The sequence below is a fragment of the Shewanella eurypsychrophilus genome, assembly GCF_007004545.3.
In the GTDB taxonomy this organism is placed as follows: Bacteria; Pseudomonadota; Gammaproteobacteria; order Enterobacterales; family Shewanellaceae; genus Shewanella; species Shewanella eurypsychrophilus.
The window spans coordinates 2,926,791-2,950,789 of record NZ_CP045503.2 but is presented as its reverse complement, the minus strand read 5'-3'; the positions used below and the strand labels follow the sequence as shown (position 1 = coordinate 2,950,789).

21 protein-coding genes and 1 pseudogene are annotated in these 23,999 nt (G+C 43.1%); 20 read left to right on the top strand and 2 right to left on the bottom strand.

Going from position 1 to position 23,999, the window contains the following annotated elements; all coding sequences use genetic code 11:
- Positions 1-139 precede the first annotated feature (139 nt).
- From aroA to FM038_RS12420, 10 genes and pseudogenes are all read left to right on the top strand, one after another.
- Positions 140-1,420: a 3-phosphoshikimate 1-carboxyvinyltransferase gene (aroA, locus tag FM038_RS12465; RefSeq protein ID WP_142871235.1), complete on the top strand. Its 1,281-nt coding sequence runs from the start codon at positions 140-142 to the stop codon at positions 1,418-1,420.
- Positions 1,421-1,679: 259 nt separating this feature from the next.
- Positions 1,680-2,372 carry a (d)CMP kinase gene (gene cmk / locus FM038_RS12460; RefSeq protein ID WP_142871234.1) on the top strand — a complete coding sequence of 231 codons (693 nt, stop codon included), beginning with the start codon at positions 1,680-1,682 and terminating at the stop codon, positions 2,370-2,372.
- A 102-nt stretch (positions 2,373-2,474) separates the two neighbouring features.
- Positions 2,475-4,142, top strand: a complete 1,668-nt coding sequence (gene rpsA, locus FM038_RS12455; protein ID WP_142871233.1) for a 30S ribosomal protein S1 — start codon at positions 2,475-2,477, stop codon at positions 4,140-4,142.
- Between the two features lie 108 nt (positions 4,143-4,250).
- Positions 4,251-4,538, top strand: coding sequence for an integration host factor subunit beta (ihfB, locus tag FM038_RS12450; RefSeq protein WP_142871232.1), 288 nt, complete (start codon positions 4,251-4,253; stop codon positions 4,536-4,538).
- A 122-nt stretch (positions 4,539-4,660) separates the two neighbouring features.
- Positions 4,661-4,948, top strand: a complete 288-nt coding sequence (locus FM038_RS12445) for a LapA family protein (RefSeq protein WP_142871231.1) — start codon at positions 4,661-4,663, stop codon at positions 4,946-4,948.
- 1 nt (position 4,949) lies between these two features.
- A complete protein-coding gene (lapB, locus tag FM038_RS12440; protein ID WP_142871230.1) occupies positions 4,950-6,110 on the top strand; it encodes a lipopolysaccharide assembly protein LapB in 1,161 nt (386 codons plus the stop codon).
- 154 nt (positions 6,111-6,264) lie between these two features.
- The gene (gene pyrF / locus FM038_RS12435) at positions 6,265-6,960 is read left to right on the top strand and encodes an orotidine-5'-phosphate decarboxylase (protein ID WP_142871229.1); all 696 of its coding nucleotides are present in this window, start codon (positions 6,265-6,267) and stop codon (positions 6,958-6,960) included.
- A 49-nt stretch (positions 6,961-7,009) separates the two neighbouring features.
- Positions 7,010-7,123: pseudogene (locus tag FM038_RS12430) on the top strand (SDR family oxidoreductase); the annotation flags it as partial.
- A 56-nt stretch (positions 7,124-7,179) separates the two neighbouring features.
- Entirely contained in the window at positions 7,180-7,722 is a 543-nt protein-coding gene (locus FM038_RS12425) for a DUF2058 domain-containing protein (RefSeq protein WP_142871228.1), read from the top strand.
- A 305-nt stretch (positions 7,723-8,027) separates the two neighbouring features.
- Complete coding sequence (locus FM038_RS12420) at positions 8,028-9,785, top strand: acyl-CoA dehydrogenase (RefSeq protein ID WP_195873005.1); 1,758 nt, start codon at positions 8,028-8,030, stop codon at positions 9,783-9,785.
- A gap of 91 nt (positions 9,786-9,876) precedes the next feature.
- Here the strand turns inward: FM038_RS12420 and dacB are convergent, their stop codons facing one another.
- Together dacB and FM038_RS12410 are read right to left on the bottom strand one after the other, a co-directional pair.
- Positions 9,877-11,337 (bottom strand): D-alanyl-D-alanine carboxypeptidase/D-alanyl-D-alanine endopeptidase, encoded by a 1,461-nt coding sequence (gene dacB, locus FM038_RS12415; protein ID WP_195873004.1) that lies wholly within the window; start codon positions 11,335-11,337, stop codon positions 9,877-9,879.
- 92 nt (positions 11,338-11,429) lie between these two features.
- On the bottom strand, positions 11,430-11,606 hold the full coding sequence (locus tag FM038_RS12410) for a hypothetical protein (RefSeq protein WP_195873003.1): 177 nt from the start codon (positions 11,604-11,606) through the stop codon (positions 11,430-11,432).
- A gap of 356 nt (positions 11,607-11,962) precedes the next feature.
- On the opposite strand from FM038_RS12410, the gene FM038_RS12405 reads away from it, so the two are divergent.
- The 10 genes from FM038_RS12405 to FM038_RS12360 all read left to right on the top strand — a co-directional run bounded on the left by FM038_RS12405 (position 11,963) and on the right by FM038_RS12360 (position 23,998).
- Positions 11,963-12,295 (top strand): DUF1904 domain-containing protein, encoded by a 333-nt coding sequence (locus FM038_RS12405; protein ID WP_142871119.1) that lies wholly within the window; start codon positions 11,963-11,965, stop codon positions 12,293-12,295.
- Positions 12,296-12,306: 11 nt separating this feature from the next.
- A complete protein-coding gene (gene pssA / locus FM038_RS12400; RefSeq protein WP_142871120.1) occupies positions 12,307-13,620 on the top strand; it encodes a CDP-diacylglycerol--serine O-phosphatidyltransferase in 1,314 nt (437 codons plus the stop codon).
- 67 nt (positions 13,621-13,687) lie between these two features.
- Entirely contained in the window at positions 13,688-14,434 is a 747-nt protein-coding gene (locus FM038_RS12395) for a tRNA-uridine aminocarboxypropyltransferase (RefSeq protein WP_142871121.1), read from the top strand.
- A gap of 633 nt (positions 14,435-15,067) precedes the next feature.
- Positions 15,068-16,291 (top strand): efflux RND transporter periplasmic adaptor subunit, encoded by a 1,224-nt coding sequence (locus FM038_RS12390; protein ID WP_142871122.1) that lies wholly within the window; start codon positions 15,068-15,070, stop codon positions 16,289-16,291.
- Complete coding sequence (locus FM038_RS12385) at positions 16,291-19,434, top strand: efflux RND transporter permease subunit (RefSeq protein WP_142871123.1); 3,144 nt, start codon at positions 16,291-16,293, stop codon at positions 19,432-19,434. Before FM038_RS12390 ends, FM038_RS12385 begins: the two co-directional genes overlap by 1 nt.
- On the top strand, positions 19,427-20,938 hold the full coding sequence (locus tag FM038_RS12380) for an efflux transporter outer membrane subunit (protein WP_142871124.1): 1,512 nt from the start codon (positions 19,427-19,429) through the stop codon (positions 20,936-20,938). Before FM038_RS12385 ends, FM038_RS12380 begins: the two co-directional genes overlap by 8 nt.
- 240 nt (positions 20,939-21,178) lie before the next feature.
- Positions 21,179-21,430, top strand: coding sequence for a hypothetical protein (locus tag FM038_RS12375; protein WP_142874988.1), 252 nt, complete (start codon positions 21,179-21,181; stop codon positions 21,428-21,430).
- 255 nt (positions 21,431-21,685) lie between these two features.
- A complete protein-coding gene (locus tag FM038_RS12370; protein ID WP_142874987.1) occupies positions 21,686-21,874 on the top strand; it encodes a hypothetical protein in 189 nt (62 codons plus the stop codon).
- Complete coding sequence (locus FM038_RS12365; protein ID WP_142874986.1) at positions 21,843-22,796, top strand: helix-turn-helix domain-containing protein; 954 nt, start codon at positions 21,843-21,845, stop codon at positions 22,794-22,796. Before FM038_RS12370 ends, FM038_RS12365 begins: the two co-directional genes overlap by 32 nt.
- 5 nt (positions 22,797-22,801) lie before the next feature.
- Positions 22,802-23,998 carry an EAL domain-containing response regulator gene (locus FM038_RS12360; protein WP_142874985.1) on the top strand — a complete coding sequence of 399 codons (1,197 nt, stop codon included), beginning with the start codon at positions 22,802-22,804 and terminating at the stop codon, positions 23,996-23,998.
- Position 23,999 lies beyond the last annotated feature (1 nt).

Genomic DNA, 23,999 nt, shown 5'->3' with positions numbered 1-23,999 from the left:
CTACGAAGTTCAAACGCCGGTTAAACAGATTGCCATTTTGTCGTGATGGCGCTTGTCGTGCTCGATATAGTCTGTTTGCCATGAACATCTAATGTTAACCTGCGGTTTGTTTGTCCCGCAATGATATAGAAGTATTTTAATGAAGCAGCTACGTCTCGAGCCCATTAGCAAAGTACAGGGCACTATCAATATCCCTGGCTCAAAAAGCATTTCTAACCGTGCACTATTATTAGCCACTTTAGCTAAAGGCACCACGACACTCACCAACTTGCTGGATTCGGATGATATCCGTTATATGTTGGCATCTTTAAAGCAGTTAGGTGTCAGTTATCGCCTAAGTGAGAATAATACCGTTTGTGAACTTGATGGCGTCGGCGCACCATTAAACGCAAGCCAAGTCCAGACTTTGTTTTTGGGTAATGCTGGCACAGCAATGAGACCTCTCTGTGCTGCTCTGACTCTAGGCCAAGGTGAATTTACCTTAACGGGTGAGCCGAGAATGGAAGAGCGCCCAATTGGCGATCTTGTCGACGCTTTACGTCAACTAGGTGCGAATGTTACTTACCTTAAAAATGAGGGCTTTCCACCATTAACCATTAATGCGACAGGGCTAAATGCGGGTGAAGTCGAAATTGCAGGCGATCTGTCCAGCCAGTTCTTAACGGCCTTATTGATGGTTGCACCTTTGGCAAAAGGTGATGTTAATATAAAGATTAAGGGTGAGTTAGTTTCTAAGCCCTATATTGATATTACCTTGGCTTTAATGGCTCAGTTCGGTGTCGATGTGATCAATCATGATTATGCACGTTTCGAAATCAAATCAGGCCAGCACTATGTATCACCAGGTAAAGTATTGGTTGAAGGCGATGCATCTTCCGCGTCCTATTTCTTAGCTGCAGGTGCCATCAAGGGCGGTGAAGTCAAAGTCACTGGCGTGGGGCGTAAGAGTATTCAAGGCGATGTAAAGTTTGCTGATGTGCTCGAACAAATGGGCGCAGACATCGAGTGGGGCGATGATTATATCATCTCTCGAGTGGCTAAACTCAAAGCTGTCGATTTAGACATGAACCACATTCCAGATGCTGCCATGACTATTGCGACCGCAGCACTATTTGCTACTGGCACGACCCATATTCGTAATATTTATAACTGGCGGATCAAAGAGACCGATAGATTAGCGGCCATGGCTACCGAACTCAGAAAGGTGGGTGCGACGGTAGATGAAGGGCATGACTATATCAGTATCACGCCACCGGCTAAGCCTCATACTGCCGATATCGATACCTATAACGATCATAGAATGGCCATGTGTTTCTCTATGTTGGCGTTTGCCGATTGTGGCATCACAATCAATGATCCAGACTGTACGTCTAAAACATTCCCTGATTATTTCAAGCAGTTTGCAGCACTTGCACGATAAGTGAACAGCCGACGCTGTGACACACGAATAATGGGCCTGTAGGCCCATTTTTTTATCTTTATGTTGCACCTAATTAATCACTTTTCCTGTATATGGGCTGAATAAGTGAGGGGGTCTACGGAAGTTTTTACCGCTTTATTTATTTACATGGTTTATAATGCGCGCGCTTTATTTTTCAGTGTGTGGATAATAAATGTGGGTCACTGGAAGCACTCATTTAAAAATCTTAGGGAAGATGGATTTTACTGTGGAGAAATTTATGTCAGAACGGGCGCCTATTGTCACTATTGACGGCCCTAGCGGAGCAGGTAAGGGTACAATCAGTCAGTTGCTAGCGCAGCGACTCGGTTGGAAATTACTGGATAGCGGTGCGATTTACCGCGTCCTAGCCTTAGCCGCTATTCATCATAATGTAGAACTTGATAACGAAGAGTCGCTTACTTTACTTGCCGCGCACCTTGATGTGCAGTTCATTACTGGCAGTGAAACTCAAGGTATCAAAGTAGTACTTGAAGGTGAAGATGTCTCAACCGATATCCGCAGCCAAGAATGTTCGAATGCGGCCTCTAAAGTGGCCGCTTTCCCACGCGTTAGAGAAGCATTATTGCGCCGTCAACGCGCATTTAATGGCGCGCCAGGACTTATTGCTGATGGCCGTGATATGGGAACGGTTGTTTTTCCGGGCACACCAGCTAAAATTTATTTGACTGCATCGGCCGAAGAAAGGGCGCAAAGACGCTATAATCAGTTGCGGGACAATGGCTTCGATGTTAATATCGACCGTCTTTTGTCCGAGATTAAAGAGCGTGATGACCGCGATATGAATCGCAGTGTTGCCCCTTTAGTTCCAGCCGATGATGCATTGGTTATTGATACTTCAGGTATCGGGATAGAAGAAGTGCTCAATATTGCATTGAGACATATCGAATCAAAATTACCAAATCTAGGTTAATGTTAATCTAGGTTTAACCTTTCGCAACAAGGATGTTGTGGATTATTATACTGACTCCACATCCAGGATGGGCTGTGGTTTATTAAAGAAAGTAACTTAAAAATGACTGAATCTTTTGCTGATCTATTTGAAGAATCCCTAAATGAACTTGAGTTCCGCCCTGGTTCAATTGTAACTGGTGTCGTTGTATCGATTAAAAACGGTATGGTACTGGTTGACGCAGGTCTTAAGTCAGAAAGCCCAATCCCAGCAGAACAGTTCAAGAACGCTCAAGGCGAACTTGAAATCTCTGTTGGTGACACTGTGCATGTTGCGCTTGACTCTGTTGAAGATGGCTTCGGTGAGACTCAACTTTCTCGCGAAAAAGCTAAGCGTCATGAAGCTTGGATTGTTCTAGAAAAAGCGTACGAAGATGCTGAGACTGTTATCGGTGTCATCAATGGTAAGGTTAAAGGCGGTTTCACTGTTGAATTAAACGGTATCCGTGCATTCCTACCTGGTTCTCTAGTTGACGTTCGCCCAGTTCGCGATACAGCTCACCTAGAAAACAAAGATCTAGAATTCAAAGTTATCAAGTTAGACCAGAAGCGCAACAACGTTGTTGTTTCTCGTCGTGCTGTTATCGAATCTGAAAGCAGTGCAGAGCGTGATGCTCTTCTTGAGAACCTACAAGAAGGTCAATCAGTTAAGGGTATCGTTAAGAACCTAACTGACTACGGTGCATTCGTAGACCTTGGTGGTGTTGACGGTCTTCTACATATCACTGATATGGCTTGGAAGCGTGTTAAGCACCCATCTGAAATCGTTAATGTTGGCGATGAGATTGACGTTAAAGTACTTAAGTATGACCGTGAGCGCACTCGTGTTTCACTAGGTCTTAAGCAACTTGGCGAAGATCCATGGTTAGAAATCAGCAAGCGCTACCCAGAAAACACACGTTTGACTGGTCGCGTTACTAACCTAACTGACTACGGTTGTTTCGTTGAAATCGAAGAAGGCGTTGAAGGTCTTGTTCACGTTTCTGAAATGGATTGGACTAACAAGAACATCCACCCATCAAAGGTTGTTAACCTAGGTGATGAAGTTGAAGTTCTAGTTCTTGACATCGATGAAGAGCGTCGTCGTATTTCTCTTGGCCTTAAGCAGTGTAAAGTTAACCCGTGGGATGACTTCGCAGAGCGCTTTAACAAGGGTGATAAAGTAACTGGTAAGATCAAGTCAATCACTGACTTCGGTATCTTCATCGGTCTTGACGGTGGCATCGACGGTCTAGTTCACCTTTCTGATATTTCTTGGAACGGTACTGGCGAAGAAGCTGTTGCTGATTACAAGAAAGGCGACGAGATCAACGCAGTTGTTCTTTCTGTTGACCCTGAGCGCGAGCGTATCAGTCTTGGTGTTAAGCAGACTGAAGACGATCCATTCAACGCTTACCTTGCTGATAAGAAGAAGGGAACTGTTGTTAACGGTACTGTTACAGCTGTTGACGCTAAAGGCGTTACAATTGAACTTGCAGAAACTGTTGAAGGTTACCTACGTGTATCTGATATCTCTCGTGAGCGTATCGAAGATGCATCTACAGTTTACTCTGTAGGCGACGCTGTTGAATCTAAGTTCATGGGTGTTGACCGTAAGAACCGTACTATCAGCCTATCTATCAAAGCGAAAGATGAAGCTGAAGAGAAAGAAGCAATGGCTAGCTTGAACAAGCAAGAAGACGCTGTGATGAGCAGTGCTATGGCTGAAGCGTTCAAAGCAGCTCGCAAGTAATTGTTCTACACTATGTAAGACGATCGCCTGAAGTTCTGGAATACACTGTATTTTTAAAGTGTATTCCTGCAAGGTGACTGTGATTGGCTTGATAATAGAGGGTATAGGATGACAAAATCCGAACTGATCGAAAAACTTGCCACTAGGCAGTCGCAGCTGTCGGCTAAAGAAGTGGAAAGCGCAATCAAAGAGATGTTGGAGCAAATGGCTGAGACATTAGAAGGCGGTGATCGAATAGAGATCCGTGGCTTTGGTAGTTTTTCTCTTCACTTCCGTGCACCACGTACTGGTCGTAACCCAAAAACTGGAACCTCAGTTGAATTGGATGGCAAGTATGTACCGCACTTTAAGCCTGGCAAAGAACTGCGCGAACGTGTCGATGCGATCAACGCATAAATGACATTGTTTTAAAAGCCTCCGAATGGAGGCTTTTTTATGCCTATCATATAGGTATCACTAGCTAGTTGAGTTAATATCTTAGATAATCAGTAGATTGAAATGGATATGTGGAGTGTCTCGTGCGGTCATTTATCGTCACAGTGTTAGTAGCACTACTTTTCTTTTTAGCCTTAATTTTCGGCGCGCGTAACGAGCAGATCGTTACTATTAGTTATTTCGTCGCTCAAGGCGAGTTCAGACTTCCTATTGTGCTTGCTTCTGTATTTCTTGCCGGTTTTGTCATTAGCTGGTTTTTTGCTATTTATCACATAACCAAACTTAAATTAGCCCTAAGAAATGCCAGTAAGAAAAACTTTCAACTTGAATCTCAACTGAACATGGTGAGTCCAACCCAGGACGACACTTAATATGCTTGAGATCCTGTTCTTACTCCTCCCTATTGCTGCCGGCTATGGTTGGTACATGGGGCGGCGCAGTGTAAGGCATAACCAAAGTAGTCAAAGAAAACAATTAAGTCGTGATTATTTTACCGGGCTTAATTTTTTGCTGTCTAATGAATCTGATAAAGCCGTGGATCTCTTTATCACTATGCTTGATGTCGATGATGACACCATAGATACCCATCTTTCATTAGGCTCTTTATTCAGAAAGCGGGGTGAAGTTGACCGCTCAATTCGAATCCATCAAAACTTAATTGCCAGACCAAGCCTGACTACAGAGCAAAGAGATATTGCTATGATGGAGTTAGGCAAAGATTATTTAGCGGCTGGTTTTTACGACCGAGCCGAAGAGATATTCATCAACTTGGTTAAGCAAGACGATCACAGTGAAGATGCTGAGACCCATCTTATCGACATCTATCAAGTGACTAAAGAATGGCAAAAAGCCATCAATATCATTAAAAGCTTAAAGCGCAAACGTCAACAAAGTTTAAAACATAATACCGCGCACTTTTATTGTGAGCTGGCTAATGAAGAAACTGACATTTCAGGACAAATTAAGTTACTGCAAAGTGCAATCAAGCAAGATGCTGATTGTGGTAGAGCGATGCTGATATTAGCTGAAAAATATCTGGACTTAAAAGAGTTTTCGAAATGCAAAGATATGCTGTCTAAGCTGCTCAATGCGGATATTGAGCTATTCGCAGATGCACTGTCAACGGCAAAACAAGTATTTCAAGATAGTCATGATCTCGGTGGTTATAGTGACTTGTTACGTCAAGGCATCCAAAATGGTGCTGGCGCGAGCGTAGCGATTACCTTGGCGCAAAACATGATAGAGCAGGGCGATAATCACCAAGCAGAGAAACTTGTTCTAGACGGTCTATACCGTCACCCGACGATGAAAAGTTTCCAACACTTGATGCAGATGCACGTACAACAAGCCGAAGAGGGTCAAGCTAAAGAAAGTTTGACTATGCTAGAGAAGCTGGTTGAGCAACAGATAAAATTTAGACCCGGTTACCGTTGTAGTGAATGTGGCTTTCCTTCTCATCGGCTTTATTGGCATTGTCCATCTTGTAAAAGCTGGGGCAAGATTAAGAGAATTCGTGGTTTAGATGGTGAATAAACGCTTATTTAATCGATACTGCAGAGCGTAGATTACTGTGCTAAATGCTATTTAGCACAGTAATTTTATCATATTCAACCAAATAAATTTATTGATTTTAACGGCCAATACTCACGTTATTGACCGCGTATAATGCAAAGCAATTGGAGAACAAATGAATAAGAAATCGATATTAGTCGCACTAGATTTTGATAATAAAGATGCTGCTTTGCAACTCATCGATAAATTAGATCCAAACATGTGCCGCCTCAAAGTGGGCAAAGAGATGTTCACCTTGTTTGGGCCTGAATTTATTAAAGAGATCCACCAACGAGATTTTGAGGTATTTTTAGACCTTAAATTTCACGATATCCCTAACACTGTCGCTAAAGCTGTGACTTCAGCAGCTGAGTTAGGTGTTTGGATGACAAACGTACACGCAAGCGGCGGTCTTGCCATGATGCAAGCAGCTAAACAAGCTCTTGAAGCTTATGGTGATAAAGCACCAATATTGATCGCAGTAACCGTACTTACATCAATGAGCGACGATGATCTTAAGTTAATTGGCATTGATGTTCCTGCTTTTGAACATGTTCAGCGTTTAGCTGCGCTGACAAAAGAAGCGGGTCTTGATGGGGTCGTTTGCTCCGCACATGAAGCTAAAGTGCTAAAATCTAAGTTAGGAAAAGATTTTAAATTATGTACACCCGGTATTCGACCTGTCGGTGCCGATAAAGGTGATCAACATAGAGTTATGACGCCGCCTCAGGCAATTGAGGCGGGTTCTGATTACTTGGTGATTGGTAGACCTATTACAAAAGCTGATGACCCATTAGCCGCGTTGAAGGCGATTCATGAGTCGTTGAGTTAACAGTATTAGAAACTAGACTAATGCGTGTTTTCTGGCTTCATTTTCAATGGCCACTTATATCACAGGTGTCGTATTGCCTATAGATGACGGTTGGTCATTAGGCGGCGCATCCATGGCGATGGCAGAGTTGGCTCAGCTTGCGGCAAAACGGTCAAAAGAATAAGTCGAAATCATCCGTTGGGATGATCTCAATAAAATATTTATTAAAGTGAGAAACAGATGGCAAATCCATTTCAAGAACAACTATTGAAGGCTGGCCTAGTCAGTAAGCAAAAAGTTCAAAAAGCGAAAACGCAGAAAAGGCGTGATCGTAAGGCCAAAGTTGATGATGGGTCAGCTGAATTAAAGCAACAGATTGCAGCGAAAAAGCTGGAGCAAGCTGCTAAAGATAAAGCCTTGAATGAGCAGAGATTTGAACAAGCTAACGAGAAAGGCTTAGTTCGTGGTCTAGTTACAGAATTTACTCGCCTCGCCATAAAACTGCCGCAAAGCGCCGAGATCAAGTTTAATTTCACTCACAATAATAAAATATTCTCTATGTATGTGAATGATAAATTGCAAACGCAACTGCTTAATGGGCAACTGGGTATCGTTCGTCATGAAGATGCTAGTTACTTAGTGCCACATAAACTCGCCGAGCGAGTCAATATCTTAGTGCCCCAGTGGTGTGGTTACCTTTGGGTGCAAGATGATAACAGCCAAGTGGTTGAAGAAGATGATCCTTATGCAGATTATGTCATCCCAGATGATTTGATGTGGTAAGAAAACATGGAACTAGGTCCGAGTGCCTAGTTCCTATCAATCTCGTCCTTAAATCACTTGTTTACAGAACCCTTACACCTAGCTCCCCTAGTAGCTCGTACCTAAATCCTATACTTACCTCCAGCCTTAAATCTCTTGTTTTCAGAACTCTTGCGCCTAGCTCTCCTAGTAACTAGTACCTAAATTCTATACTTACCTTGTCTTAACTCTCTTTTCCCTCAACTTATCCAAATATCTCTTTCTTTTCCTACGGTATCTGGTATAAATTAAAACAACCGTTTAAATCCTACGTTTGAGAGTGAATAATGAATCCGTACCAAGCTCCGTTAGCTGAAATGAAATTTTTGTTAGATAAGGTGTTTGATGCGCCTCAAACATGGGCATCGTTACCAGCAATTGCAGAGCATGTAGATATGGACACCGCGGTTGCCATAATGGATGAAGCAGACAAGATCAGTCGTGAATTACTTCATCCTATAAATCGAAATGGTGATGAGCAAGGTGTTGTGCATCAAGATGATAAGGTGATCACGCCAGATGGCTATAAAGAGGCATATAACCAATACGCAGAAGGGGGTTGGGTTGGCTTGTGTGGTGACCCAGAGCTCGGCGGCATGGGGATGCCTAAAATGCTGGGCGTACTGGTGGACGAGATGGCTTACAGTGCTTGTAATGCGTTCACTCTATATGGTTCATTAACTGCAGGCGCGGCCTTGTGTATCAATGCCCACGGCAGTGAAGCCCTAAAAGAAAAATATTTACCTCAACTTTATAGCGGCGAATGGGCTGGTGCTATGGATATGACAGAGCCTCAAGCTGGTTCTGATCTTCGTGGTATACGCACCAAAGCGGTTCCCTTAGATGATGGTAGCTACAGTATCACAGGCAGTAAAATATTTATTACTGGCGGCGATCACGATCTTACTGAAAATATTATTCACTTAGTTTTAGCCAAATTACCTGGTTCTAAGGGGATATCATTGTTCCTGGTACCTAAGATTAAAGTGGATGATACGGGCAATCTAGGTGAGAGCAATGGCGTCACCGTTGGGTCAATCGAACATAAGATGGGTCTAAAGGCCTCATCGACGTGTGTGATGAATTATGATGAGGCGCAAGGTTACCTTATTGGTAAACCTAATCGTGGCCTAGTATGTATGTTCACCATGATGAACTACGAACGTCTTGCCATCGGTATTCAAGGGTTAGGTACATCACAAGCTGCTTACCAAATGGCCGCGGATTATGCCAAAGAACGTGTTCAGGGGATTGCTGCAGGTGGCTCACCAACAGGCGCTGACAGCGACCCTATTATTGTTCATGGTGATGTACGTCGTATGTTACTTAATATCCGTGTGTTAACCGAAGCAGGTAGAGCACTTTCTGTATTAACGGCTAAGCAGCTCGACATCGCTAAATATGGCGAGGGAGAGGCCAAAGCAAAGGCCAGCCGTTATGTTGGTTTGCTGACTCCTGTTGCAAAGGCATTTCTGAGTGATCGAGGCCTTGATGCAGCGATTACTGCCCAGCAAGTGTTTGGTGGGCACGGGTACATTCGTGAAACAGGTATCGAACAGCTTGTCCGCGATACCCGTATTGCTCAAATTTATGAAGGCACCAATGGCATCCAAGCCATCGACTTTCTTGGGCGCAAGGTAGCAGGAGATAATCTAGCCGCATTGACTGAGTTCGTTAATGAATCGATTGCTAAGTTAGCAGATCTTCAGCATGTTGACGCTGAACAAATAGCCAAAGTCACAGGCTTGTTTGAGAAAATCTTAACAGCAGGAGCGGTTGTTAACGACAATAAGCTCACAAGTCCAGCTCTGATCAATAGCGTTGCCGTAGATTTCCTTGATGCATTTGGCCATGTGCTCTATGGATATTTCTGGTTAATCATGTCTGATGCCGCGGTATCACATTCAGATGAAGACTTTAGTAGCCAAAAACGTTATCTCAGCGATTTTTACATCAATAAAATGCTACCGAAAGCCGAGTACCACTTAGCGCAGGTGTTAGCGGGAGATGAAACCGTGATGACGATGCCAGAGTCTCTTTTCTAAAGGCAGCTATTCCGATTGGTATTCACAGTATTAAACAAAAAGGCGACCCCATAACATTGGGGGCGCCTTTTTTATATGACTTTTCCCAGTACTACTTTGCTTGTGAAGGTGAAGCTGTACTTGAGCTTAATATATTTTCTTGTTTGCTAGGGTGATCCATTAAAGATTGTAAAAACAAAGCACTGAATGGCGCCAATTGATTCTTTTTTTCTACAGCGCTTTGGCCATTTTCTAAGATCACAAAGAGTAGATCGTCATCATCATCGCGGCTGATAAAACCAGCTAAATTATCAACACCTTGCATCGAGCCTGTTTTTGCCAGAATGTGTTCCCGTAATGGTGGTTTGTTAAAAGCATGTTTATATTTCAAAGTTCCACTGACTCCTGCAACGGGCAGGGAAGCAAATAAACGGCTAAACCTTTCATCTGTATAAATGAGGCTTAACACTTGGCTTAACTGGCTTGCACTGAGCAAATTGTATCGAGATAACCCTGAACCATCGACTATTTTCGCATGCGTAAGCTCAATCCCTTCATGGGTCAAAATGCGTTTAAGTGCCAGGCTGCCATTAGTGAAATTACCCGGTAGATTAAAGGTTATCTGTCCGAGTTGTTTGACTAAACTATCGGCAATCAAATTGTCGGATTTGAGCAGCATAACCTTGATTAATTCAGGCAAAGAGTGAGATTGATGTGATGCTATCAAGCTTGTATATACAGGCTGCTGATGGGTTATTTGTACTTGTCCATCTAGTTTTATCAGGCTAGTTTTGAGTATTTGAGTCACTGAATCTTTCGTAAATAAAGCAGGATCTGTGATGGCGATAGCGAGCTTAATGGCTTGTGTTCCAGCATAACAGCCACTCAATGAGAATTGATTTTTAGCAAAGCGCTTAAGATCTAACTCACAAAAATCTGACTTGCCCGTTTTATCAAATATAGCTGTATTATCAATTACTACTGGTAAATAGCTAGCAAGAGTAAGCTGGCTTTTATTGCTGGCTAACTTGGGTTTTAGCTGACCATGGATGCAGTTTCTATTAATGACAAAACTTGAAACAGGCGCCGCATAACAGATACCTAAATCATCCCAGACCCACCCAGGTGCTTGCAGTTGTTCATTTTCTTGTCCGATAAGGTACACATTTCCCTTAATTTGAGACAGCCCTTGTAGGGATAACTGTTTAAACAATGCCCTTAAATCTAGAGTGGTTAATGTTGGATCACCACTAAACTGGATGTAGACATCACCGGGGATCACGCCGTTTCTTATTGGGAAATGAGAGAACACTTGAGTCGAAAATTTAAAATCGTTTCCCAAGGCAGAAGTGGCGGCAACGGCAGTTAACAGCTTCATGGTACTTGCTGGTAGTAGTAAAGTTTCTGGGTTCTGTTCAAAAATCACCTCACCGGTGACTAGATTTGTCACTATTATTGCTGTGTGAGAGTGGGGAGGTTTGATGATAGACAAAAGATTTGAAAAATATTCATCGCCAATCGCTACAGATGAAAGGCTGACAAAAAGGATACAGGTTTTAACAAAAAATCGCATAAGACTCACTGAGAAAATAGCTTTATAACCATAAGCGAATCGCCTAATGAGTCATAAAGTAATGCTAGTTTATTGGAGTCTTATCATAGCGGTTATTTTTCTGCGGGTTTATCTTTTTCCATTAAACGATATAGTTTTAAGGTCACGAAGGTTACTAAACCAAAAAATAGTGGAAGAATAAATATGCCTAATTGAGTTTTAAAATGAAAGATCCCCCATGCCAAGAGCAGGCAGAGTGCAATAGTCATTAAAATTTTAACGTTTTTCATTGGGTCTTGGTATCGATTAAATCTTGCCTGATTATATCCATATTTAGCTCCTGTGTCGTGAATGCTTTAAAAAAACGCGACTTAAGTAACAGCTATCAATAAATAAGCAAAAATGGCTAGAGATTGCAGGCGATTTAATTTCTTGGCTGAATGAGGGGCTCGTCTATCAATGAAAATGGTGAGCATTTATTGGTTTCATGTTTCGTAATTGAGCTGAGTTTGCTATCTCTGAGTATGATTTGATTAAAATAAGTACACTTCTTAAGGTCTTAGCCTTCAAAGTGTAAGAAAACCCTTGCCCAATGCGACGTTAGTCGGTAATTTCTATCCCCTTATGATTTATATAAGGGATCGATATGCCTCATATTCGCATGCGGGGACTACCAGAAGACGTTGTAGCTACTGTGAGTTGTACTTTACTCGACCAGTTAGCTGACCTCTGTCAAGTCAATGCCCAAGGCTTTACTTTAGACTGGATCCCTAGTTTGAGTTACCGCGATGGCAAAGTTGATCTAAGCATTACACAAGTTGAAGTGCTTTGGTTTGCAAAAGATCCCGAAACCCACGATAAAGTAGAACAGGCGATCCGTGAAGCTGTTTCAAAGGCTTATCCGGAATTACAGCAACTCGCTGTGATGTTTAGAGAACTTAAGCCTAGTTGTTACTATCGTGACGGTAAGCATTTTTAAAGGAGATGACCTTGCTTGATAAGCTTGGTGGAATACCAGTCCAACCCAATGCAATTCGTTGGTTGCTTACGCCCAAAGCGTTAAAAGCAGAATTACTGACTCGAATTGCTGATGCGGTTAGCTCAATTTATATCGCTGCACTTTATCTTGAAGATGATGAAGCAGGCCGAGAAGTCTTAGATGCTTTGATGGCAGCCAAAGCGAAGAACCCAGAACTCGATGTGAAGGTCTTAGTTGATTTTCATCGTGCTAGACGTGGCTTAATTGGACATAAGGGGGACAGTGGTAACTATCAGATGTACCGCAAAGTGTGCCAAGCGGCTGAACATCCCATTGAGATCCTCGGCGTTCCGGTTAAGTCTCGTGAGTTTATGGGTGTTTTACATCTAAAAGGGTTTATTGTCGATGATGCGGTGATCTATAGTGGCGCAAGTATCAACAATATCTATTTGCATCAGGCTGAAAAATATCGATTCGATCGTTATCATGTTATTGAGTCTGCTGAACTTGCGCGTTCAATGCGCGAGATGATCCAAACTTATTTAGTCAATGACATCGCAGTCAGCTCCTTGACTCAAGATAAGAATACTGAATTGTTGCCGCAAAAGAATGATGTGCGCACCCTAAAGACTCGGTTAAGTAGCGCAAGTTATAAATTCGAGTCAACCAGTATTGGCAACCGTGTTACCCCAGTCGTCGGCTTAGGGCGTAAGAAAAATAAGCTGAATAAAATAGTTGTTGATTTGGTGTCGCAATCGAAAGATGCCTTATTTATCTGTACACCTTATTTTAATCCGCCTTATATCCTTGCGCGCGCATTAGCCAAACATCTGAAAGACGGTAAGCGTATCGATATCGTTGTTGGCGATAAAACGGCAAATGATTTTTATATTCCACCTGAGCAAGACTTTTCAACGATAGGTGCTTTGCCCTATATGTATGAGCAGTCTTTGAGAAAGTTTGCTAAACGTCAGCAATGGGCAATTGAATCTGGTCAGTTAAATATTCATCTTTGGAAGGATGGTATCAACAGCTATCACCTGAAAGGGATCAGTGCCGACGGTAAGCGACATCTGATCACTGGGAGTAATTTAAATCCTCGTGCTTGGGCATTAGATTTAGAAAATGGTCTATTACTCCATGATGAGTGTGGCGCCTGGCGGGAAAGTTTTGAGCAAGAGCAGCAACATATTTTGCAGCATACAGATCGCTTGTATCACTACAGTCAGATAGAGACATTAAATAACTATCCTGCGCCAGTGCGAAAAATAATGACTCGGATCCGTCGTTTAAAAGCCGACTTCTTACTCAGAAGAATACTATAATCGAGTTTAAAGAACCTAGGTTCTAGGGCCTAGGTGCTAAAACCTAGGCCTGTCACACAAGGCCACTATGAGTTTACCTCAACACGCAGTTCATAAGCTGTATCAATACCGTAAAGCCATCTCTTCAAAGCCATTTACTGCCCGCGGTAAAAATATTGTTCGCTGTGACTTATGTTTGCTGGCCGCAACGTATTGTACCTGTGCACATCGTCAACTCGTTCAATCCAATAATTCTTTTTTACTGATCATGTATGATGATGAAGTATTAAAACCCAGCAACAGTGGACGATTAATCGCCGATCTTATTCCGGATACTCACGCATATATCTGGTCCCGCACTCACGCTAATCGAAAGATGCTTGAACTGATCAAAGATCCCGCTTATCAGCCGTTCTTAATTTTTCCAAGTGAGTATGCAAATCCTGATCAGCCTGTGGTGAATCAAGTGCCTGCCAGTAACACTTTGGCTGGTAAGAGACCTCTGTTTATCATGCTTGATGGTAGCTGGCGCGAAGCCATTAAGATGTTCCGTAAAAGCCCTTATTTACATCATCTGCCGATGTTATCTTTTTCTCCAGACTCCATCGCAAAGTATGGCTTAAGAAAAGGAAGCCGCGATTTTCAACTAGGCACAGCCGAAGTGGCCTCGCTTGCATTGGCGGTTTCGGGAGAACAAAGCAACTCCGAAGCACTTAATGCCTGGTTTGACCTGTTTATAGAATCCTCTCTGTTTAGCCGTAGCCGCCACAGTGCGAAAAATCTAACGCCTTTAGACTCTTTACAGCAAGCATTCAAATTAACAGTAAACAGATGAGTGCTTAGTTGCTAGCGTACATGTTAAGGGGCGGTTAATAGCTATAGCGGCAGATACTGGCTATTTATCTTGATACTAGCCTCCTATTTGTCGTTAACTTCCACTCTGAGAAAACTATATCTACGACATTTTCAATTACATAGGTTAAATAAGTACAATTAGCATCGGCTACCTTAGCCGAATTAATGAGCCGTTATTGATTATACCAATCGGTATAAGTAAGTGGTCAATTCAGAGTTATTTTTTGGCGGCATAATTCAAGGCGAATGAGTGAGGAAATGGTGATCCCTTTTGAACTCATTCAACACAGAAGTAGGCTGCCAAAAACACTCCTGGAAGGCGAGTTTTAGCACTTCTGATACGGCGTTAACGAGCTTAAACGTAGAATAACTATGTCTCTCACTCGTTGCCTTGCCTCACAAGCGCTAAACTCTCGCTGAATGACCATATCTTTATACCGATTGGTATTAATCCTTCCTTAAAGCAAACCTTCTCTTGCTGTCATAGATGTTTAGAACTTACAATGCGTTAACAGTTTAATTTATGTTCCTGTCGTACAGGGCGATGGATTATCTGATTTAGGATCAAACAAAAATCACACCGGTCATCATAAATAATTTTTGGGGCACAGCTATGGCAAACATCTTCACACCGACCAGACTCACATTAGCAATAATCATTGCAGCAGCAACCTTGTCTGGCTGTGAAAAGCCTACACCTAAGATAACGCCTAAGATGGTAGTGGTTGAGCAAGTCAATACCGCCACAGTGCCACTCTATGGTAACTACATCGGTGTGACTAAAGCTTCGCTCGATGTTGAAGTTAGGGCCCGTGTTAATGGTTTCGTAGAAGATAAGAGCTTTATTGAGGGCAGTGCGGTTAAATCTGGCGCTGTATTATATCGTATCGATAACCGCCCATACTTAGCCGTTGTGAATAGGCTTAAAGCCAATGTCGAATCTCAGCAATCTGTGTTGGATAAATCCAGACGCGATGTTGAAAGACTAAAACCCCTTTATGAGCAAGATGCTGCCAGCCAACTTGATTTTGATAATGCCCTGTCTCTCTTATCCCAAGCAAGATCGAGTCTGGCTGCGAGTAAGGCTGAGCTTGAGGAGGCTGAGCTTGAATTAAGCTATACAGAGATCCGCTCGCCAATATCTGGGTTAGTCAGCCGCTCTGAAGTCGATATTGGTGCTTTAGTCGGTAGCAGTGGCCAGTCATTATTGACCCGAGTGAAACAGGTAGATCCCATTTATGTCACGTTTAATATGTCCGCCCTGGATTATCTTAATGCCCGTAGACGTATGACGAGCTACTCAGATAAGAAAGAAGCTGAGGCAGAAGGTAAGGCCGTCGAAGGCTTTGTTAGCATCACATTACCCGACAATAGCGAATACCGTTATCTGGGTGATGTACGCTTTACCGATCCATCCGTTAACCCTGAAACGGGGACATTTCAGGTTAGAGCTGAACTACCAAATCCTGATAAAGAATTACTTCCAGGTCAGTATACCAATGTTCGCATTAAGCTCAATGAAGTCAGAAACGCCATAGTCATACCCCATAAAGCCACTCAGGTGGAACAGGGCGGGGTGTATGTGATGGTTGTATTACCCAATAATAAAGTCGAACGCCGTTTCATTGTGATTGAACATCAGGGCAAGATGGGCGTTGTGGTTAAGAGTGGCTTAAAGGCGGGAGAATTAGTCATCACAGAGGGCATGCACAGAGTTCGTCATGGTCAGCTTGCAGAGCCATTAACCGCAGAGCAGTATTTGAAAAAAGATGATATAAAGCAAAAAGAGCAGGCACTTAAACAACAGGCATTAGAGCAAGAACAGGAGCAAAAATAATGGCCCAGTTCTTTGTTAACCGTCCGGTATATGCTTGTGTGATCTCAATAGTGATCGTTTTGCTTGGCCTTATTGCCATGTTTAAACTGCCTATCGATCAATACCCGTATATTACGCCGCCGCAGGTTAAAGTTTCAGCCTCATACCCTGGAGCGACATCGACCACAGCGGCAGAGTCGGTGGCCACGCCACTTGAGCAAGAGTTAAATGGCTTGCCTAACATGATCTACATGAGCTCGAAGAGCACTAACTCTGGCAGCGCAAATGTCACGATTACATTCGATGTAGGCACCAATCCCGATCTCGCCGCTGTCGATGTACAAAACTCCACACAGCAAGCGAACGGCAGTCTACCCATAGATGTTCAAACTGAAGGGGTATCAGTATCCAAAGAAGCCTCGGTTGAACTGCTTAAAATAGCCTTGACCTCCAGTGATGAACGTTACGATGAGATCTATCTCAGTAACTATGGCACCATCAATATCGAGTCTGCTCTGAAGCGTATTCCGGGTGTTGGCCGAGTGCGTAACACAGGATCGCGTAGCTATTCGATGCGAGTCTGGTTAAAGCCCGACACCATGGCGGGATATGGATTAACTACAGCTGATGTGATCAGTGCCATCAAGGCGCAAAATAATGAATCCCCAGCAGGTTCTATTGGTTCACAGCCTAACAGTGAATCACTTAGTATGACCTTGCCTATCACCGCAGCAGGTCGCATGAGCAGTGTGCCACAATTTAATGAGATCATCGTTCGAGCCAATACAGATGGTTCAATCATTCGCCTGCGTGATATAGCCAAAATCGAGTTAGGCTCATCGGCTTACACTTTACAATCCCAGCTCAACGGGGCTAACGCGACCATCTTGCAGGTGTATTTGTTACCGGGTTCAAACGCCTTAGAAGTGACAAAGAATGTCAAGAATGAGATGGCTAAACTTGCCAATAAGTTTCCGCAAGGTATGAACTGGGAAGTCTTTTTTGATGCCTCGGTATTTATCGAAAACTCTATCGATGAGGTGGTCAAGACCCTGGTTGAAGCACTCATTCTGGTTATATTAGTGGTGTACCTGTTTTTACAGAATATCCGTGCGACGTTAATTCCGGCCATTGCTGTCCCTGTCTCGTTAATTGGTACCTTAGCCGCCATGCTCGCATTTGGCTTTACCATCAACACAGTGAGTTTACTTGCGCTGGTATTGGCCATCGGCATTGTGGTAGATGACGCCATCGTGGTGGTTGAGAACGTAGAGCGCTTGATGAATGAGAATGGTTTGTCCCCGGTAGAAGCCACCAGAACAGCGATGAAAGAGCTCTCAGGCGCGCTGGTTGCCACAAGCCTAGTCTTAGCAGCAGTGTTTGTACCTGTGTCCTTCTTGTCTGGCATCACCGGCATCATGTATCGAGAGTTTGCCGTAGCAATAACCGTCGCCGTGCTTATTTCAACCATTGTAGCCTTGACCCTCTCGCCCGCTTTATGTGCCTTATTGCTCAAACCCGGCGACAAACCTACATCGGGATTCTTTAAATGGATGAACGATAAGCTCGACACCAGCACCAGCAAATATGTTGCCCTGGTTGCGCTCACGACTAAACATGCAAAGCGCAGCTATCTGCTGTTTGCGCTGATGGTTGGCGGCGTTTATATGATCATGTCGAGTTTACCGTCGAGCTTTATGCCAGATGAAGATCAAGGTCGATTCTTTATCGACATGACTCTGCCCAATGGCGCGACGGTGAACCGCTCACAAGCTGTATTGAAAAAAGCTGAAGCGCATGTGCTAGCCAACCCCGCCGTTGCTTACTCCTTTACTCTAGCGGGTGAGAATAGACGCTCGGGCTCTAATCAGGCTAATGGCCAATTTGAGATCATTCTTAAACCTTGGGCTGAGCGTGTAGATACTGATGCAACGGTGCAAAAGGTGATGAAACAGATTAATGCATCACTACAAGGAATTTTGGAAGCCGAATTCAACCTCTATTTACCCTCAGCGGTGCCAGGGCTTGGTAATGGCTCTGGGGTAGAGATGGAGCTACAAGATACCTCAGGGACTAACTTTAAAGGCCTGATGGAAACGGCAGATGAGTTAGTCGAAAAACTAAAGCTTCAACCAGAAATAGCCACGGCAGGACTGTCGTTACAAAGTGCAATTCCACAGCTTCACCTAACGGTAGATGAGGCAAAGGCCATGGCCATTGGCGTTAATGTTGCGGATATCTACAGCACGATTAAAACCTTTACCGACTCATCGACGGTCAATGACTTTAACTTGTTTGGCCGCGTGTACCGGGTAAAAGTACAGGCAGAAGAGACCTATCGACAGTTTCCAGAACAAATAAAAGACTATTATGTTCGCTCGGCAACTGGGGCTATGGTGCCCATTGGTGTACTCGCTAAGTATGATTACTCGGTGGGGCCTGCGTCCGTGACACACTATAACCTGTTTACCAGTGCCTCAATCAATGCAACGCCAGCACAAGGTTATGCGTCCGGTGATGTGATTAAAGCCATCGAGCGTGTGGCTAAACCCATGCTGCCTAATGAATTTAGTTACGAGTGGACGGGTATTACTTATCAAGAGGTGCAATCGGCGAATCAAACAAGCATTGCAGTTACGCTGGCTATGGTGTTTGTGTTTCTGTTTCTGGCGGCGCTTTATGAGAGTTGGACCATTCCTATTGCGGTGTTACTTATCGCCCCAATCGCCATGCTCGGCGCTGCGCTTGGGACTTGGGCTAGTGGCATGGAAAGTAATCTGTTCTTCCAGGTCGCTTTTATCGCGCTTATCGGTATGGCGGCTAAAAACTCCATCTTAATCGTCGAATTTGCTAATCAGTTGCATAAATCCGGTAAGAGCCGAGTCGATGCAGCACTTGAAGCGGCCAATATGCGTTTCAGACCTATCTTGATGACCTCTATGGCCTTCATTCTGGGCGTATTGCCTTTGGTGCTGTCAGTCGGTCCTGGTGCCGTGAGTAGGCAGAGTATCTCAATCCCTATCTTGTGTGGGATGATATTTGCCACCACGATCGGCATTGTCATGGTGCCGCTATTTTTTGTCACCACGGCGGGATGGCTTAAATCTAAAGTGACAACAAGCCAATCTAACAACACGACTATCGAGGGGGCTGATAATGTATAAGGCTCAAATACAATTATCCACTCATAGATTGACACAGATAGCGGTATCAGTGGGTTTAAGCTTGTTATTGACTAGCTGCGCTATGGGCCCAGATTATCAAAGGCCGGCACTTGAACTGCCCACTCAATTTGATAGTGAACTGGTTCAAGACTCAAATAACAATGTGGGTTTATCCAAATGGAAAGCGTTTTATTTAGACCCTAACCTGCAAGTGCTTATTTCCCATGCTTTAGCACAGAACTTAGATCTGGAGGCTGTACGCTCACGTCTAATCGCAGCTCGCTCTAAAGTCACGGTAACAGATGCTGCGTTATATCCAGTCTTAGGCCTTGATGCTGGGGCAGAGCGTTCAATTGACAGTGGGATCACCAGCAGCAACCCAGATCATGGCAATGAATTTACCCTCGAGGGCACAGTATCTTGGGAACTGGATATTTGGGGCGCTAATCGGCGCAGAAGTGAAGCTGAATATGCGCACTTTTTGTCGGCACAAGACGCGTTAAATCTCGCAGTGATCAGTCTTATTAGTGATGTTGCCAGCCGCTATTATGAGTGGATAGATATTGAGCAGCGCTATCAAATATCGCTTAACACCGTCGAACTGCGACAAAAAGAGCGCGATCTGGCCAGATTACGTAAGCAGAATGGGGTTATTTCAGGTTTACAGGTTCGACAGGCTGAAGTTGAATATCAAAGTGCAAAAGTGACCTTGCCGGATTTAGACTTTGAGCGTCAAGAAAAAGCCAATCAACTGAAGATCTTACTCGGTGAGTTTGATTATCCTCTAGAGATTAAAACTGAAGCCGAGCTCAAAGCACAGAGCCAGTTATTTCCCAATAGCTTCAGTGTGGGAATTCCCTCGCAGATGCTGTCACAGCGACCCGATGTCAAGGCAGCAGAGCAAGCTTTGATCGCGGTGAATGCCAATGTAGGTGTGGCGAAAACGGCCTTCTTCCCATCGTTTACCATCAAAGGTAGCTATGGCACTGAAACCGATGACTTGAGTAGTATCTTTGACAGCCAAGGTGTGACCTGGTCTTTGCTTGGTGGTATTACGGCGCCAATATTTAATGCGGGGAGTATCTCTGCTCAATATCAGATAGCACAACAAGAATCTAAGCAGGCTCAATTATCCTATCGCAGTACAGTGCTGCGAGCATACTTTGAAGTCAATAATGCCATGAATAGCTTTCGGCGTTCAGAGCTGGCTATTGACGCCCAGCAAGAGTTGGTCGTGGCATCTAAAGAGTATACCCGCTTAGCGACGCTCAGATACCGTAATGGCGTGTCAAGCTCACTGGATCTCATGGATGCTCAACGAAGTTTGTTTAGTGCACAATTGACATTAAGCCAAGTTAAACGAGACAGGCTACTTTCTATGATCACCCTTTATCGCTCGGTAGGGGGAGGCGTACTGACTCAGCAGGAGTTACTCGACGTTCATCAGACGAGTGCAGAAACTCAGGCGTCACCAGCTTCAATGATTGAGACTGGTAGTGAGTAAACTTGTTTAAACATAAGGAGCTAGCTGTTGTGCTGACGGCAAGCTCTTTATGATATTAGATATAAAATATCGATTGTGTGATAACTTTGTTGAATAAGTTTTCTCACAAGCTTTGCCATCTGCAGAACACTTCCCTATATTAGTAAACGAAGTGTAAATAAAAGCGATGAACAACACTCATCGATAATTAATCTATTTGATTGACCTAATTAACAGACAAGCCAGTCAAAGGAGTAATAGATGACAGACAAACTGAGACACAATCTACTGCCATTCATCTTGAGTGCCGCTTTTTCATGTACTTTCATCACAACGTCCACTTCTTTTACTGCTGACCAAAGCCTGAACGTCAACAAAAGTATTAAATCAGCTATAGATACGATGAATACGACAATGTTCACTTACAACCGTTATCAAGCTGGATTTGCCTGCCGTGAAAATGGCTGGGAGTTCTGCGAAGGTTGGGCTTACAGAAGGGGGCGCTTGGCGTAACCCTCCTGTAATTTGTCGTGCAATTTATTCTAGCCAACTTGCAAGTTTTCCAGCCATATATTCACCCCCTCTATCCTCTGCAACCAGTATTCATCATGAAGCTGAGTTGTAGCCAATTTTTGTATACATTATTGCTAGGCATTTGAATTCAGCACTCAGGTTGAAGTTGCCAATGTATCCAAGATCGAGAATGTTTTAAACTCGTATGTTAGATAATTTAACAATTAACGATGATTTGAAAACTAGGGGGAAAATATGGTTGATGAACAAGTGACCGGACTATATTTTGTCGGAAAACTCCATCGTATGTGGATCCTTTACACCGAAATGCATCCTGAACGTATTGATGGCATCAATAAAGATGAATACTTGGACCTTTTAGAAAATATAAGCAAAACCAATGGAACACGATATGACCTCTACAGCTTACTGCTGCGTAAATGATAAAGATAGTCACGTGTTCTCAAAATTCTTAAGACATACTCGACAAAATAACGATCTGTCCCAGGAGCAGCTTTGTCTGTATTTAAGGAAGCAAAGCAGTCTCTTTTATAATTTGGATACGATCACTGTTAGTCGCTGGGAAAGGGGAGTTAATATTCCTTCGCTGGCGAAACAGGCTGAAATTGTTGAACTATATAACCAAGAGTTAGTGGACATATATGGTAATGACAATGAGTTTTTAACCGAGTGCACTAAGCTATTGGCATTACCGATAAACCAACGTAAATCCTCTCACCCTTATTACAGGAGTGATGAGTACGTGATTGAAGAGATAAACAACCAGCACCCTTGCTTTCATCTGATCTTAGGGATGATTTTGCAATACGAGGACAACCCTTGTTTATCTTTAGATGACATAGACAGCAATCGACACAGGCTTAGTGAATTAAAAATAAGTATCGCAAGTGCGTTTGGTGGTCAGGTCGTTGGCCATTGTCTATTCCTTGAGACAACATCGAAGGAGATACTTGAGTTACTGAACTTTAAAATTAATCTACAACAGATGACTCAAAGTGAAGTGTTAAGACACTCGAATGCTGTGTTGGTTATCTCTTCCGCTGGTGCAACAACTCAAATTGAAAATAGCCTTATGTCGATTTACATGAATCACTTTGCAACCCGTAAGTACCTCAGTTATTTAGGTTTCAGTGTGTGTGATGATGTATTCACCAAAAAACTAAATAGCGCCAAATTGGTGCCATTTAAAGTGCAGTCTGTAGCTAAAAAAAACAAAAAAGGTGATATCACCTCATTCTTGATTAGTCGTTCAGAAGTAATGGCAAATCGTTTTTTATTAAAGCTAGCAGTGATCACACCTTCGAGTCTGAGTGAAATACTCGATCTTAGTGTTAAAGGAAAATAAGCAAGATGAATATTCTTATTATCGATGACCAACGCTTTATACGTGAAACAATTAAAAGTGATTTTGAAACCTTAATTGATAATCACCCATTAGCGTTTTCAGAAGCGAACTGTGGTAATCAAGCTATTGAGCTCTTAAAACAGAGTGAAAACGCTTCACCTGCATTGTTTGATTTAGTCATTGCGGATCTTAAAATGGATAATGGCGACGGGCTTGCCGTTATTAATCATATGGCTACCTGTAAGGCCTGCTGTGAGATCCCATTAGCAGTGGTGAGCAGTTCTGATGTGAGAACCTTAGAATTGATCGGTAATATTACTGAAAGTTTTAACCTTAACTTAGTCGGCGTATTTCAAAAGCCTGTCGACATTGGCCATCTATTTACCTTGTTAACAGCGCTTAAATACAAGGCGCCAAAACCAAGGAAGCCTATCGATACTGACGTTTTGAGCCATGAACACATCGCTAATTTATTGAATCAAGATAATCTCATTCTCTGCTACCAGCCCAAAATTGATATTGTTAGCCAGTCAATTGTCGGTTTCGAAGCCTTGTCCAGATTGTGTATTCAAGGAGATGGATTTATCTATCCTGATAGGTTTATTCCGTTGATTAATAAAGCTGGACTCAATTGTCAGTTTTCAGAGTTGGTGTTAGAGCAGGCATTGACACAATGGGCGCTTTGTCCGCAACTGCAACAGTTTTCATTATCGGTCAATATCAGCGCTGAAGACCTGCTTTCTGAAGCGTTCGTCAATTACGTCATAGATAAAAAACATCACCTCCCCAACATTCGGTTGATATTAGAATTAACCGAATCACAAGAAACCATAGATCAAGATCTGGCGTTGAGGTCTATTGCTAAGTTGATCATCAACGATATCTCTATCTCTTTAGATGATTTCGGCAAAAGTTATTCAACCTTCGAACGTCTAGATAATATTCCATTCGATGAAATAAAAATCGATAAGGATTTTATTTCGGATATGGACAGAAATCCAAAACATTTAGCCATTGTCGAATCAACTATCGCCTTAGCGAAAAAGCTCAAAGTGAAGGTTGTCGCCGAAGGTGTAGAAACCTTGAGTGTACTTAAGTTATTGAAAAATTTAGGTTGTGAAGTTGCCCAAGGATATTATTTTAGTCCCCCAATTGAAGGACGTTATGTCAACTCCTGGGTTGAAAACTACAACTATAGGTAGG

Bases quoted from the DNA above. Each gene is read 5' to 3' on its own strand.
- aroA (WP_142871235.1), top strand. From the start codon at position 140: ATGAAGCAGCTACGTCTCGAGCCCATTAGCAAAGTACAGGGCACTATC.
- cmk (WP_142871234.1), top strand. From the start codon at position 1,680: ATGTCAGAACGGGCGCCTATTGTCACTATTGACGGCCCTAGCGGAGCA.
- rpsA (WP_142871233.1), top strand. From the start codon at position 2,475: ATGACTGAATCTTTTGCTGATCTATTTGAAGAATCCCTAAATGAACTT.
- ihfB (WP_142871232.1), top strand. From the start codon at position 4,251: ATGACAAAATCCGAACTGATCGAAAAACTTGCCACTAGGCAGTCGCAG.
- lapB (WP_142871230.1), top strand. From the start codon at position 4,950: ATGCTTGAGATCCTGTTCTTACTCCTCCCTATTGCTGCCGGCTATGGT.
- pyrF (WP_142871229.1), top strand. From the start codon at position 6,265: ATGAATAAGAAATCGATATTAGTCGCACTAGATTTTGATAATAAAGAT.
- FM038_RS12425 (WP_142871228.1), top strand. From the start codon at position 7,180: ATGGCAAATCCATTTCAAGAACAACTATTGAAGGCTGGCCTAGTCAGT.
- FM038_RS12420 (WP_195873005.1), top strand. From the start codon at position 8,028: ATGAATCCGTACCAAGCTCCGTTAGCTGAAATGAAATTTTTGTTAGAT.
- dacB (WP_195873004.1), bottom strand. From the start codon at position 11,337: ATGCGATTTTTTGTTAAAACCTGTATCCTTTTTGTCAGCCTTTCATCT.
- FM038_RS12410 (WP_195873003.1), bottom strand. From the start codon at position 11,606: ATGAAAAACGTTAAAATTTTAATGACTATTGCACTCTGCCTGCTCTTG.
- FM038_RS12405 (WP_142871119.1), top strand. From the start codon at position 11,963: ATGCCTCATATTCGCATGCGGGGACTACCAGAAGACGTTGTAGCTACT.
- FM038_RS12395 (WP_142871121.1), top strand. From the start codon at position 13,688: ATGAGTTTACCTCAACACGCAGTTCATAAGCTGTATCAATACCGTAAA.
- FM038_RS12390 (WP_142871122.1), top strand. From the start codon at position 15,068: ATGGCAAACATCTTCACACCGACCAGACTCACATTAGCAATAATCATT.
- FM038_RS12385 (WP_142871123.1), top strand. From the start codon at position 16,291: ATGGCCCAGTTCTTTGTTAACCGTCCGGTATATGCTTGTGTGATCTCA.
- FM038_RS12380 (WP_142871124.1), top strand. From the start codon at position 19,427: ATGTATAAGGCTCAAATACAATTATCCACTCATAGATTGACACAGATA.
- FM038_RS12375 (WP_142874988.1), top strand. From the start codon at position 21,179: ATGACAGACAAACTGAGACACAATCTACTGCCATTCATCTTGAGTGCC.
- FM038_RS12370 (WP_142874987.1), top strand. From the start codon at position 21,686: ATGGTTGATGAACAAGTGACCGGACTATATTTTGTCGGAAAACTCCAT.
- FM038_RS12365 (WP_142874986.1), top strand. From the start codon at position 21,843: ATGACCTCTACAGCTTACTGCTGCGTAAATGATAAAGATAGTCACGTG.
- FM038_RS12360 (WP_142874985.1), top strand. From the start codon at position 22,802: ATGAATATTCTTATTATCGATGACCAACGCTTTATACGTGAAACAATT.